12 protein-coding genes are annotated in these 12,203 nt (G+C 63.6%); 8 read left to right on the forward strand and 4 right to left on the reverse strand.

Features of this window, described 5'->3' with window-relative positions:
* Positions 1-4 precede the first annotated feature (4 nt).
* Together ELS24_RS12130 and ELS24_RS12135 are read right to left on the reverse strand one after the other, a co-directional pair.
* On the reverse strand, positions 5-1,363 hold the full coding sequence (locus ELS24_RS12130) for an ATP-binding protein (RefSeq protein ID WP_127184262.1): 1,359 nt from the start codon (positions 1,361-1,363) through the stop codon (positions 5-7).
* Positions 1,360-2,031 carry a response regulator gene (locus tag ELS24_RS12135; protein ID WP_050449330.1) on the reverse strand — a complete coding sequence of 224 codons (672 nt, stop codon included), beginning with the start codon at positions 2,029-2,031 and terminating at the stop codon, positions 1,360-1,362. Before ELS24_RS12135 ends, ELS24_RS12130 begins: the two co-directional genes overlap by 4 nt.
* Before the next feature lie 141 nt (positions 2,032-2,172).
* On the opposite strand from ELS24_RS12135, the gene ELS24_RS12140 reads away from it, so the two are divergent.
* The 6 genes from ELS24_RS12140 (at position 2,173) to ELS24_RS12165 (ending at position 6,985) form a co-directional block, all read left to right on the forward strand.
* The gene (locus tag ELS24_RS12140) at positions 2,173-2,799 is read left to right on the forward strand and encodes a thermostable hemolysin (RefSeq protein ID WP_050449329.1); all 627 of its coding nucleotides are present in this window, start codon (positions 2,173-2,175) and stop codon (positions 2,797-2,799) included.
* Positions 2,796-4,286: an AMP-binding protein gene (locus ELS24_RS12145; protein ID WP_127184263.1), complete on the forward strand. Its 1,491-nt coding sequence runs from the start codon at positions 2,796-2,798 to the stop codon at positions 4,284-4,286. The genes ELS24_RS12140 and ELS24_RS12145 overlap by 4 nt, the downstream gene beginning before the upstream one ends.
* Positions 4,287-4,292: 6 nt before the next feature.
* Complete coding sequence (locus ELS24_RS12150) at positions 4,293-4,964, forward strand: TenA family transcriptional regulator (protein WP_127184264.1); 672 nt, start codon at positions 4,293-4,295, stop codon at positions 4,962-4,964.
* Positions 4,961-5,776, forward strand: a complete 816-nt coding sequence (locus ELS24_RS12155; protein WP_127184265.1) for an SDR family oxidoreductase — start codon at positions 4,961-4,963, stop codon at positions 5,774-5,776. The genes ELS24_RS12150 and ELS24_RS12155 overlap by 4 nt, the downstream gene beginning before the upstream one ends.
* On the forward strand, positions 5,773-6,426 hold the full coding sequence (locus ELS24_RS12160; protein ID WP_083447526.1) for a hypothetical protein: 654 nt from the start codon (positions 5,773-5,775) through the stop codon (positions 6,424-6,426). Before ELS24_RS12155 ends, ELS24_RS12160 begins: the two co-directional genes overlap by 4 nt.
* A 97-nt stretch (positions 6,427-6,523) precedes the next feature.
* Positions 6,524-6,985: a GNAT family N-acetyltransferase gene (locus ELS24_RS12165; protein ID WP_127184266.1), complete on the forward strand. Its 462-nt coding sequence runs from the start codon at positions 6,524-6,526 to the stop codon at positions 6,983-6,985.
* Positions 6,986-7,215: 230 nt separating this feature from the next.
* Here ELS24_RS12165 and ELS24_RS12175 read toward each other — a convergent pair whose 3' ends face one another.
* Together ELS24_RS12175 and ELS24_RS12180 are read right to left on the reverse strand one after the other, a co-directional pair.
* Positions 7,216-9,333, reverse strand: a complete 2,118-nt coding sequence (locus ELS24_RS12175) for a TonB-dependent siderophore receptor (protein WP_127184267.1) — start codon at positions 9,331-9,333, stop codon at positions 7,216-7,218.
* Between the two features lie 151 nt (positions 9,334-9,484).
* The gene (locus tag ELS24_RS12180; RefSeq protein ID WP_127184268.1) at positions 9,485-10,366 is read right to left on the reverse strand and encodes a LysR substrate-binding domain-containing protein; all 882 of its coding nucleotides are present in this window, start codon (positions 10,364-10,366) and stop codon (positions 9,485-9,487) included.
* A gap of 120 nt (positions 10,367-10,486) precedes the next feature.
* Between ELS24_RS12180 and ELS24_RS12185 the strand changes: the two genes are divergently transcribed.
* Together ELS24_RS12185 and ELS24_RS12190 are read left to right on the forward strand one after the other, a co-directional pair.
* Entirely contained in the window at positions 10,487-11,110 is a 624-nt protein-coding gene (locus tag ELS24_RS12185) for a glutathione S-transferase family protein (protein ID WP_127184269.1), read from the forward strand.
* A 95-nt stretch (positions 11,111-11,205) separates the two neighbouring features.
* A complete protein-coding gene (locus ELS24_RS12190; RefSeq protein ID WP_127186312.1) occupies positions 11,206-12,168 on the forward strand; it encodes an LLM class oxidoreductase in 963 nt (320 codons plus the stop codon).
* Positions 12,169-12,203: the final 35 nt, after the last annotated feature.

Below are 12,203 nucleotides of genomic sequence, written 5' to 3' on the forward strand. Positions count from 1 at the left end.
CGCGTTACGCGCCGCGCCGTATCGTCACACGCAGCCCGGGGCCGAAGTCAGTTGCCGCCTCGCGCATCGCAAAGCGGATGTTCATGCCGTGGTTCTGCGCAATGCGGCGAGCGATGGATACGCCCAGCCCGCTGCCGGCTTCTTCGTGGCCCGCCGCGCGCAAGAATCGGTCGCCCAGCCTGGGTAGTATGTCGGGCGCGATGCCCGGGCCTTCATCGTCAACGGTGATGTCCGTTGCCGAAAACGTCAGGCGTACGCGCGAATGCCGGGGGCCGTAGCGTATCGCGTTGTCCAGAATGTTCTTGAGCATGATCGTCAGCGCGTTTTTATCGCCCGCCATCGGCAACGGCAGCACACCGGTTTGGGGCCACTCCACGGCGATGTCGATGTCGCGCCGATCCGCGATCCACAGGCAATCCCCCACCGCTTGTTCGGCCACGACACGCCAATCGACCGAGCCACCAAAGTCCGCGTGGTTGGCACTGTCCAGCCGGGCCATGATCAGCAATTGCGATACCAGCCGGTCCAGCCTTTCCATCCCGCGACTAACGCTCTCCTGTGCCTGGCGTTTTGCAGCGGGGTCCTGGGTACGCTGCACGACATCCCATTGGGCCCGTACTGCCGCCAAGGGCGTGCGCAACTCGTGGGCGGCGTCCGCCGTCAGGCGTCGCTCTTGTTCGATCAACGTTCCGACGCGCGCCAGCAAGCCGTTCATCGCGTCCGTAAGAACCTTCAGTTCGCCCGGTACTTGCGAGCTTGACAAGGGCGTGGCGTCATCGGGGCGGCGTCGTTCCAACTGCTTCGATAGATCTCGTACCGGCCGCATCGCCTGGCGCACGGCGAAGATCAGCAAAGCGATCAGCACGGGCAGCCCCACCAGCCAGGGAACAATCTGGCCAGCGATGTAGGCAACCACCAGGTCGTTGCGTTCGCCGATGCGCTGTCCGACAGCAATGCGCGTTTGGTTGGCGGGGTCGCTCAGATAGACCAGCCGCCAGGCCTCGCCGCTGATGACGCTGTCGAAAAATCCTTCTCTATCCCCCTCGCGCGGAAACTGCATCGCTTCGGGATCAAGCACCAGCGGGGCGCTGGCGCCGCGCCAGATCGCAACGGAAAGATCGCCCAGCCCGGCATCGCCCGTATTGGCCGATGACGGCGTCTTCGCGGGCGTGGGCAAGAGGGTGGCTGACGGGGGAATCAGCGCCGAGATAGCCAGCGTCTGCTGCGCAAGCCGCAGCATGTCGGTGTCGTAAAGCTCGTTGATCTCGTGCGAGGCACGCCAGTAGGTCCCGGCGATGGTGATCAGCCACGCGAATGGTGCAGCCAGCAGTACGGCCACGATAAGCCTGCGTTGCAAGGTCATGAGTCAGCGTCCACTTGACCCAGCGCGTAGCCCGATCCCCGCACGGTGCGCACGATCTTGGGGTGAATCTTCTTGCGCAGGTGGTGTACGAATACCTCAAGCGCATTGCTTTCAAGTTCCGAGTCCCAGTCGTAGAGTTTGTCGCGGATGAAATCGCGGGTAAGGACGCGGTTGGGATGGGTGAGAAAGAGTTCAAGCAGCAGCGCTTCGCGCGTGGTCAGATCCACTTTTTGCCCCTTCCAGTGCACTTCGTGCAGGGCGGGGTGGTAGTCCAGGTGGCCATGGCGCCACACGGGTTCGGGCTTGCCCGCCACGCGCCGTGTCACCGCGCGCAAGCGTGCCGCCAATTCGTCCAGCGTAATGGGTTTGATCAGGTAGTCGTCCGCGCCGGCATCCAGCCCCGCGATGCGGCTTTCGACGGCTTCGCGCGCGGTCAGGATCACCACCGGCAAGCTGCGTCCGCCACGGCGCCAGCGCTTGAGCAACGCCACGCCGTCTTCGCCCGGCAATCCAAGATCCAACACCACGGCATCGTAGTGCACCACGTCCATGGCCTGGTCGCCTTCGCGGCTGTTGGTGAACCAGTCGACGGCATAGCCCAGCAAGCGCAGGCCGGATTTCAAGCCATCGCCGATCAGCGGGTCGTCTTCAATGATGAGGATTCTCATTTATTGCCTTCGCGCCATTTTCTTTCGCGCCATGTTCGGCTGAGATTACCACCGCGTACCCGTTAATTTCTCATTAAGGTTGGCTGCCTAAGCTGCGCACCAGATGTCGATAAACCGACGCCACATCGACCGGATGCCAGTATGCCGCAAACCAAGTTTTCATCGTCGACCACGCAGATATCGATCGCTGCACAGCCAAGGCCTATACCCCGTACCCTGCACATCCACCCCGTCGGCGACCCCATGCGTGGCCGCGTGGAAACCTACATTCATCAACGCTATCAGCAACGATTCGGCGCAACGCTCAAAGATTGGCTGCCCACGCTCGTCAGCGTGCAGGAAGACGGAGAAATCCTCGCGGCGGCCGGCTATCGGGGCGCGGACGATCCCTTGTTTCTTGAACGCTACCTGGCGGCGCCGATCGAGCAGTATCTGCGTGACCAGAACGCCCCGGTGGCGCGCCGCCTGATCGTCGAAGCCGGTCAGTTCGCCGCCGTTCGGCCTGGCGGCGGGCGGTTGCTGGTGCCGCTGCTTGCCCGCCACCTGCACCAGCAGGGCTTTGACTGGGCGGTCAGCACGCTGACCAGCGAATTGCACCACCTGTTCGCCCGCATGGGCCTGGCGCACCAGCCGATTTCAGCGGCCACTTCCGATCATCTGAATGAGCAGGAACGTGGCGATTGGGGCGACTACTACGCCCATGCACCCCATGTTTTCGCGGGACGCCTGCACGCCATTCTTGAACACTTTCCGGAGCAGGACGCATGAACGCCGCCGAGTTCTTTTCCCTATTGCGGGACCCGAGCCGCGCCGGTCGCCTTGCCGTCCACACCGCCAAGGAATCATGGGACTACGACGCCCTGATTCACCGCGTGCAAACGCGGGCCGACCTGCTTGCGACACATCGCGCACACGTCACCGCGTCGTTGATGGACAACGGCGCCGACTGGATCGTCCACGACCTGGCGTGCTTGCTGGCGGGCGTGGTGCATGTGCCGCTGCCCTTGTTCTACACGCCGGAGCAGTGGCGTCAAACGCTGGACGCGGCGGGCGTGAATACCGTCGTGGCGTCCTCGTCGACGCAAGCCATGTTGCACGCCTTCGGCTTTGACGTGGCCGAGTCCTTGCCGGACTCGTTGGCGCTGTTCCGGCGCGCCGCGCCCTCCGCGCCCTCCGCGCCACTGCCGCAAGGCACCGCGAAGATCACATTCACGTCTGGCTCCACCGGCAGCCCCAAGGGGGTGTGCCTGGGCGCCCGGGAAATGCTGGCCGTCGCCGCCAGTCTGGCGGCGGCGACAAGGCCGCTAGGCATCCTCCGCCACCTGACTGCGTTGCCGCTTCCCGTGCTGTTGGAAAACATTGCCGGCGTCTATTCGCCCCTGATCGAGGGCGCGGCGATTACCGTGCGCGCATTGAGCGAAACCGGGCTGCAGGGTTCATCCCGCTTTGATCCCGCCATCTTTCATGCGGCGCTTGTCGATGCCAAGGCGCAAAGCGTCATCGTCCTGCCGCAGATGCTGCGTGCGTATACCGGCTGGCTGCGGGCAACAGGTGCCAGCGCGCCTTCCGACCTTCGCTTGATGGCGGTAGGCGGCGCGGCGGTGCGCGCGGACTTGCTGGCCGCCGCCCGCGCGCACGGACTGCCCGCCTACGAAGGCTACGGCCTGTCCGAAGCCTGCTCGGTGCAAACCTTGAATTTGCCCGGCGCCGATGGTCCGGGTTCGGCGGGCCGCCCCTTGCCGCATGCCCGTCTGCGCGTGACCGCCGACGGTGAAATCGAGGTGGCCGGCACGCATGCGCTGGGCTACCTGGGCCAGCAGGCCGCGCCACGGCAGTGGCTGCCTACTGGCGATCTGGGGCGGCTGGACGAAGCGGGGTTCCTGCACATTGATGGACGCAAGAAAAATCTGCTGATCACGGGCTACGGGCGCAACGTGTCGCCGGAATGGATAGAGCTGCGGCTGACGAACCAGCCCGCTATCGCCCAGGCCGTGGTGCTGGGTGAAGGCCAGCCTCAGTTGGGCGCCGTGATCTGGCCGCTGGGCAATGCCAGCGACGAGGCCATTTGCGCCAGCATCGATAGCGCCAACGCCGCGCTTCCCGACTACGCACGGATCGGCCCCTGGATGCGCGCGCGGGCCGAGTTCGGCGCCGCAAGCGGCATGGCCACCGCCAACGGTCGTCCGCGCCGCGCGGCGGTGGCGGACCGGCATACCGACCTGTTTTCGCGGAAATCCGCACAACCTCTGGTGTAAATCGTCATGACTTTTTTCGACAAACTGCTTGCTCAGACCCGTGAAAGCCGGGAATCGCTGGTGGCGACTCCGATCATCCAGGATTGCCTGCGCGGCAACGTCGCCTTGCCCGCCTACATCGCGTTCCTGCGTGAGGCCTACCACCACGTCAGCCATACCGTGCCGCTGATGCATGCGGCCCGTGCCCGCATGCCGGCCCGACTGGCCTGGATGCTGGCGCCCATCGACGAGTACATCGAAGAGGAAATCGGGCACGATGCCTGGATCCTGAACGATCTGCGGGCGCTGGGCCAAGATGCCGACGAGGTCCGCCAGGCCGGGCCTGGCCCACAGACCGAGGTAATGGTGGCCTATGCCTATGACACCATTGCCCGCAAGAACCCGATGGGCTTTTTCGGGATGGTTCATGTGCTGGAAGGGACCAGCGTCGCCCTGGCGTTGAACGCGGCCGATCAGATTCAGCAGAATCTGGCGCTTCCGGCATCCGCCTTCAGCTATTTGCGCTCGCATGGCACGCTGGACCAGGAACACACCGCGCACTTTGCCGAACTGATGAATCGCCTGGACGATGCCGGCGACCAGGCCGCGGTGATTCATGCCGCCAATATGTTCTACGCGCTTTACGGTGCAATTTTCCGTGCACTGCCACGTCCGCAGATGCAAACGGAGGCCGCATGAGCCCGCGCGATGCCTCCATCGTGTTGACCGGCGCGGCAGGGGGGCTGGGCAGCGCGATTGCTCGGCAACTGTACGCCGAAGGCGCGCGTCTGCTTTTGATCGGGCGCACGGCGGGGCCGCTGCTGGCGTTGGCGCAATCGTTGAATGCCGGCGCGCAGCACCGCACGCGCGTCGACGCCTTGGTGGTGGACGTGACGACGGATCACGGTCGTGCAGCGATCATCGACGCCGCCGAGGCCCGAAGTGCAAATGTGCTGATCAACAACGCGGCGCTCGCGGCGTTTGGGCCCGCGCAGGACGTGCAGAGCGACGACGCCCGTCGCGTGATGGAAACCAATGTCGTGGCGCCCATGATGCTGACGGCGGGGATGCTGCCGCTATTGCGTAGCCGTCCGCGCGCGCAGGTGTTGAACATCGGGTCTACGTTGGGCAGCCTGGGGGTGCCCGGGTTCTCGGTCTACGGCGCCAGCAAGGCCGCGCTTCGCCTCTATACCGAGTCGTTGCGGCGCGAACTCGCCGACTCAAGCGTCCGGGTGCAGTACTACGCACCGAGAGCGATTGAAACGCCTTTCAATTCGCTTCAGGTCCAGGCATTCAACCAAGCGACCGGCTCCGCCAGTGATACGCCAGAGGCGGTCGCGGCCTGTGTGTCGCGCATGCTGCAAAGCCGATCGCGTCAACGTTTCGCGGGCGGCGTCGAAGCGATCGCCGCGCGTCTGAACGGCTTGTGTCCCGAGTGGCTGGACGGTGTATTCGCCAAACACCGCCGCGCGCTCATGTCCTTGAAATTTCCTTCAGGAGCCTCTTCATGATTAAAAGACTTTTCTTGCTGAAAGCCGTCGCGGGCTTACTGGCCAGCGCGGCGCTGTCCCTCTCGGCCTTCGCCGCGCCCGCCGAGCTTGATCAAGGCATAAGCGCCCTGCAGAACGACTGGGCGGTGATCCAGTACCAGACACCCGCCAAGCAGCGCGAGGCCCGTTTCGAAGCGCTGTCGCAACAGGCGCATGCGCTGACGGCGCGTTACGCCACCCGGGCGGAACCGCATATCTGGGAAGGGATCATTCTTAGCTCCTGGGCAGGCGCCAAAGGCGGTTTGGGGGCGCTGGGCCTGGCCAAGCAGGCCAAGGCGGAATATGAAACGGCGATCCAGATCGACAGCAAGGCGCTGGGCGGGTCCGCCTTGAACAGCCTGGGCGTCCTGTACTACAAGGTGCCGGGCTGGCCGGTGGGATTCGGCGACAACAAAAAGGCCGAAGCCCTGCTGCAACAGGCCTTGGCCTTGAACCCCGATGGCATCGACGCGAACTACTTCTATGCTGACTACCTGGTTTATCGAAACCGAAAGACGGAGGCCATTCCGTATCTTGAGAAAGCACTGAAGGCGCCGCCACGGCCAGGCAGGGAAGTGGCGGATGCCGGGCGCAGACAGGAGGCCCAGGCGTTGCTGGATACGGTGCGATAGAGGGTGCTGGTTCGGACATAGCTGAAAGCCGCCGTAAACTTGCCTCTTTCATTTGTCGGCCTCAAGCGTCGAACCAGAACCTTTAACGGGACAACATATGGCCCTATCGCTGCACGCTTTTTCCGAGATCCCGACAGAAGACTGGCTAGGCCTGCTGAACCATCCCGACGTAATCCGCCACATGCCGCTTGCGACTGGCGATTGGACCGAGCAATCCGTCGCCGACTGGGCCAAGGGAAAAGACGCACAGTGGCTGACGAACGGGTATGGGCCATGGGCCATGCGGATTGATGGCAGGTTTGCAGGCTGGGGCGGCTTTCAGAAGGAAGGGGACGAGGCCGACTTTGCCTTGGTGCTGCTGCCCGCCTACTGGGGGCAGGGCGCGATGATCTTTCGCCACGTCATGAGCCGCCGCCATGAACTTGGCATCGGCCCGGTAAGCATCCTGCTGCCGCCGAGTCGGCCCCGACTGAAAGGTCTGACGAGGCTAGGCTTCGAATTCGTGGGCGAGCTGGCTTACGAAGGCCAACGCTTTTTGAAGTTTCAAGCTGTCGGGTAAGGGGCGGGGGGCGAGATCGGGACGATCCCCCTTGATGCCAGGCCACTCATCCGTCATCACTTTCGATCTTCTCTGCTGGTCGGCGACGCCCACACAACCGTAGACATGACGCACAACGGCGCACCGCCGCCAGCTGCCGTGATCAGCCATACGAATATGTATTGGGCAAATCAAACGGCGCCGGGTCGCTTGGGTGGTGTTGTCGAGAGCCAGGGCGTGGATTTCGCGCATCAATAGGTATAGCTGATCCCCAGTTGCGCGGTACGCGGCGCGCCCGGATACACGTAGGTGTTGAACGCGCCTTCGTCGTAATTGCGATTGAACAGATTCGTCACGTCCAGGCTCACGCGCAGGTTTTTGTTGACCTGATAGAAACTGAAAAGATCGACCGCCACGTAGGCGCCCATGTTGTACGACGTTGCCGTGGTCTGGCCGGCGCGGTCGTCCACATAGCGCACGCCCACCCCCAGGCCCAGGCCGCGCGCGGGGCCTTCGTGGAACTCATACATGTTCAGCAGGCTGAACGTGTTGCGCGGGATGTTGGCCAGGCGCGTACCCGTGGGTAGCGTGTTGTCCTGCGTCACCTTGGCGTCCACGAACGAGTAGCCGCCGATCACGCGCCATTCGCGCGTGATGTTGCCCGCCACGTTCAGGTCGAAGCCCCGGCTGCGCACCTTGCCCGCCGCCACCCGGTAGGTGGAGTCAGCGGGGTCTACGGTCAGTACGTTGGTCTTGTCGATCTGGTAGGCCGCCAGGTCAACGCTTAACTGTTGGTCCAGCAATTCCCATTTGGCGCCCACCTCAAAAGACTTGCCTTCTTCAGGGTCAAAGCCGTTGCCCTGGCGGTCCGCGCCGGTGTTCGGCTTGTACGAGCGCGCCGTGTTGGCGTAGACGGCCAGCGTGTCGGTCAGGTCGTAGATCACGCCCAGACGCGGCGTGATGGCCGAATCCGTGGTGCGCCAGCTTGTGCCTGTGGGAAGCCGGTCGCGGTAGGTGTGTTCGAAGTGCTCGAAGCGCAAGCCGGCCAGCACCTTGAAGCGCTCGGTCAGCGCCACCTGATCCTGCACGAAGGCGGCCCAGGTCTTGAGGTTTTCCTTGTCGTGCGTGGTGGTGCGGGTCAGGGCAGGGCGCGGTTGGCCCAGCACTGGGTCGAAGAGGTCGATCGGGTAGGCGTTGGCGCCCGCGGCCGAACGCTGGATGATCGACTGGTAGTCGTAGTCTTCAACCTCCACCCCGGTCAGCAAGGTGTGGCGCAGCCCGCCGGTGCTGAAGTTGCCGGTCAGGTTCAGTTGTACGTCGCGGTCGGTCCAGTCCAGCTTGCGGTAATTGAAGTTGCGGCCCAGCGTGCGGCCGTCGGCTTGCAACGCGTTGGCTTCGACCGCGTTGCCCTTCAAGGTTCCATCCAGCCACTGCGCACCGCCGCCCAGCTTCCAGTTGTCGTTCAGCGCGTGTTCAAAGCGCAGTTGCACCAGGTTGTTGTCGTTGTGCAGTTTGTTGTCGGTACCGGTTTCCCACACGTTGGTGTCGCGCGAGGCGCGTCCGGCCTGGTTGGGGTAGCGGGTCAGGCCACGGTCCAGCGGATGGTTGTTGCGCATCAGCTCGGCTTCCAGCGTGATGCGGGTGGCGGCGCTGGGCTGCCAACTGATCACGGGCGCAATGCCATAGCGTTCGGTGCTGACGTCGTCACGGAAGCTGTCGCCGCCTTCGGCCAGCGCGTTGACGCGGTAGGTCAGGCTGCCGTCCTCGTTCAGCGCGCCCGTGGTGTCGAGGGTGGCGCGGCGCATGCCTTGCGTATCGAACTGCGTGCCCACGGTCACGCGCGATTCAGCCTCGGGCTGCTTGGTGACCACGTTGAACGTGCCGCCAGGGTCGCCCCGGCCATACAAGCTGGTGTTGGGCCCACGGATCACTTCAAGGCGTTCCAGCGTGTAGGAATCGGGCGCGTTGGGATAGCCGCGATTCATGGGAAAGCCGTTGCGGTAATACTCGCCGGTGGTGAAACCGCGCACGGTCACCGTGGTCAGCCCCTGCCCGCCAAAGTTGTTGGCGCGGCCGACGCCGCCCGCGTAGTCCAGCACTTGTTCCAGGCGCGTGGCGCCGGTGTCTTCGACCACGTCGCGCGGCACGACGGTGATGGATTGCGGCACCTCATGCAGGGCGGTGTCGGTGCGCGTGGCGCTCAGGGAGCGGGTGGCGCGATAGCCGATCACCGGACCATCGGCGCGCTCGGCATCGCCATACACGCTGACCGCGTCCAGCTCGATGGGCTTGGCCTCGCCGATGTCATTGGCCAGCACCACGGGAACTGCCGTGTTCAGTAGACAAGCCGAGAGGATGACGCGCCGCATTCCAGGATCCGAGAATTTTTGAAAGAGGCGCGATCTTACTATCACTGCGATCGATTCGCATTTGCAACAAATGGTGCGCGGGGTCGATGTCGGGTTTTAGCAACGGTGTGGCGAGCAGCCTTGGCCCGACGCGGGCATTAGATTGCCGGCGCTAGGACGCAGCCTCTTCACCTATCCAGTCCAGGAACGCACGCACTTGCGCGCGTTCCGCAGCCCCTGGCCGTGTCACCGCGTAATACGCGAATCGCGCGGGCCACGGCTTGTCCAGCACCTGTACTAGCCGGCCCGCCGCGATTTCATCTTGTGCATAGGCTTCAGGCACCAGCGCCAAACCCTGGTCCGCTTCCGCCGCGCGGATCAGCAAGAAGTCATCCTCGAATGCGCTACCGCGTTCCACGCGCGCGTCGTCATCGACCCCGTGCGCCTTCAACCAAAGCGGCCAGTCCGCGCGGTCGGAGTCGTGCAGCAGGGGATAGTTCAGGCAATCGCGGGCTTCACGGATCACGGCCTGCTGGTTCTGCATAAAGGTGGGCGAAGCCACCGGCATCAAGACGGGCGCCATCAGCGGCCTGACATCCAGCCCGGGATAGTCGCCCAGCCCATGGCGCAAGGCCACGTCCACGCGATCACGGCGCAGGTCAACCAGCTCAGACGTGGCTTCCACGCGGACTTCGATATCAGGGTGCAATTGCTTGAAGCGCCCCAGCCTGGGCACCAGCCAAGACGCCGCAAACGCGGCCACTGTACTGACCGTCAGACTCTTGCCGCCCTTGGCCGCTTCCAAGGCATGCACGGCCAGGTCAATTTGAAGGAACGCATTCTGTACCTTGGGATGAAAGCTTGCGCCCGCAGCGGTCAGGCGCATGCCAAGGCGCTCGCGCTCCAGCAATACAACGCCCAGGCGGTCTTCAAGCAACCGAATTTGTTGGCTTACCGCGCCAGGCGTGACATGCAGCGCCTGTGCCGCGGCCTTGATGCTGCCGCGCTGTCCCACTTCCACAAAGGTGCGTAGCGCTTGCAAGGGATAGGTCATTTGAAGTTTAGATTTACTAAATTTAATCGGCAGAAAGCATCGCTTCTAACGAAACAGAATAAGCATGAGAATTCGTGCTCCCCCCTGTGAAGGCATTAATTTAGTTTATCTATAGACGCTATGTTGCATCTTTATTCCGACAGCTCGCCCAATGGCTTCAAGGCAAGCATTGCACTTGAAGAGCTTGCCTTGCCGTATCGCCTGCACCACGTGCGCATCGATGAAGGCGAAAATCGCCAGCCAGACTTTCTTGCGCTGAACCCGCATGGCCGGATCCCCGTGCTGACGGACAGCGAGACGGGCGTGGTGCTTTTTGAGTCCGCGGCGATTCTGCTGTACCTGGCCGGCAAAACGGGCAAGCTGCTGCCCCCGGACCCGCTTGCCCGCTGGGAAGCTATCAAGTGGTTGCAGTTCCATGCCTCCAGCGTGGGGCCGATGCTGGGCCAGCGCGTGCATTTCGAGCTCTTTGCGCCGGAACCCATCCCCAGCGCCATCGACCGATATCGACGTCTGACGGAAGAGGCGTTCGCGGTGCTGGATCGCGTGCTGGCGGATCGCGCTTATCTGGCTGGCGACGACTACTCCATCGCGGACATCGCCCATTTCGGCTGGACACACATCGCGCGAATCATCCATTTCGACTTCAGCCGGCACCGTCACTTGAGCGCATGGCATGAGCGCGTGGCGGATCGACCCGCCGTCCGCAAGGGCATCACGTTGCCGGCACCGGCAACCGGCGCGTGAACACAAGGCATATCCCAATGAACGCAAGCAACTTCCCCGTCCACAAGAGCGGCGCGTCCTACGCCGCGTTTTACGCACACCCCGGATACCGTCGCATGTTCGCGCCGGATAAATTGACCGTCGGCATCTTCCTGCCACTGCGCAACTACGCGGGCGACATGAAGGTGCTTGCCGGCCAGGCCGACCTGGTCAGCCAGATCGACAGGCAGGGCTTCGCCGCCGTGTGGGTCCGTGACGTGCCCCTGTTCGATCCGTCCTTTGGGGATGCCGGACAGGTGTTCGACCCTTTCACCTATCTGGCCTACCTGGCCGCGCGAACGAAGCATGTGGCGCTGGCGACGGGCAGTGCCGTTATCTCTTTGCGGCATCCCATCGATCTGGCCAAAGCCGCCACAACGATTGATCAGTTGTCTGGCGGCCGCCTGGTGATGGGCGTGGCGTCTGGTGACAGGCCGATTGAATTCCCGGCTTATGGGCTGGAACACGGGGATCGGGCAGAGCGTTTCGCCCACGCGCTCAGCTACATGCGTCAGCTTATGCAGGCCGGGCTGTTGGCCATCGATTCCCCGCTGGGGCGCTTCAAGGGCGCCGAGTTCCTGCCCAAGCCCGTCGCGGGTGCGATTCCGATGATGGTGACGGGCTCGTCCGGCCAGTCGCTCGCGTGGATTGCCGAGCACGCGGACGGTTGGCTGACGTACCCAAACGCAACCCATACGCCCACAGGCCCTCAGCATCTGGCCGAAAAAATCCGTGCCTGGCGGGACCTTATTCCTGGTGGTGCATTCCGTCCGCACATGACCAACGAATGGATAGATCTGGTGGACGACCCCGACCATCCGCGCACGCCGTTGCACGGCGGTTATGTCCTGCGCACGGGGCGCAAGGGCCTGATGGCGCTGCTGGAAGCGTGGCAGGCGGCGGGCGTGAACCACGCCGCCCTGGGGATACAGTTTTCGCAGCGCCCGGCATCCGAGGTGTTGGAGGAACTGGCCGCCGATGTGCTGCCGCATTTTCCCTCGCACGGGGCGGTGCCGCCATGTCGTCCTTGGAATTTCTGAAGCACCGCAACCTGGGCTTGCTCTACCGCGACCAC

The organism is Achromobacter spanius (genome assembly GCF_003994415.1).
GTDB classification, from domain to species: Bacteria; Pseudomonadota; Gammaproteobacteria; order Burkholderiales; family Burkholderiaceae_B; genus Achromobacter; species Achromobacter spanius_C.

What these genes read in the sequence shown, in the direction of transcription:
- ELS24_RS12130 (WP_127184262.1), bottom strand. Translation starts at nt 1,363, where the DNA reads ATGACCTTGCAACGCAGGCTTATCGTGGCCGTACTGCTGGCTGCACCA.
- ELS24_RS12135 (WP_050449330.1), bottom strand. Translation starts at nt 2,031, where the DNA reads ATGAGAATCCTCATCATTGAAGACGACCCGCTGATCGGCGATGGCTTG.
- ELS24_RS12140 (WP_050449329.1), top strand. Translation starts at nt 2,173, where the DNA reads ATGCCGCAAACCAAGTTTTCATCGTCGACCACGCAGATATCGATCGCT.
- ELS24_RS12145 (WP_127184263.1), top strand. Translation starts at nt 2,796, where the DNA reads ATGAACGCCGCCGAGTTCTTTTCCCTATTGCGGGACCCGAGCCGCGCC.
- ELS24_RS12150 (WP_127184264.1), top strand. Translation starts at nt 4,293, where the DNA reads ATGACTTTTTTCGACAAACTGCTTGCTCAGACCCGTGAAAGCCGGGAA.
- ELS24_RS12155 (WP_127184265.1), top strand. Translation starts at nt 4,961, where the DNA reads ATGAGCCCGCGCGATGCCTCCATCGTGTTGACCGGCGCGGCAGGGGGG.
- ELS24_RS12160 (WP_083447526.1), top strand. Translation starts at nt 5,773, where the DNA reads ATGATTAAAAGACTTTTCTTGCTGAAAGCCGTCGCGGGCTTACTGGCC.
- ELS24_RS12165 (WP_127184266.1), top strand. Translation starts at nt 6,524, where the DNA reads ATGGCCCTATCGCTGCACGCTTTTTCCGAGATCCCGACAGAAGACTGG.
- ELS24_RS12175 (WP_127184267.1), bottom strand. Translation starts at nt 9,333, where the DNA reads ATGCGGCGCGTCATCCTCTCGGCTTGTCTACTGAACACGGCAGTTCCC.
- ELS24_RS12180 (WP_127184268.1), bottom strand. Translation starts at nt 10,366, where the DNA reads ATGACCTATCCCTTGCAAGCGCTACGCACCTTTGTGGAAGTGGGACAG.
- ELS24_RS12185 (WP_127184269.1), top strand. Translation starts at nt 10,487, where the DNA reads ATGTTGCATCTTTATTCCGACAGCTCGCCCAATGGCTTCAAGGCAAGC.
- ELS24_RS12190 (WP_127186312.1), top strand. Translation starts at nt 11,206, where the DNA reads ATGTTCGCGCCGGATAAATTGACCGTCGGCATCTTCCTGCCACTGCGC.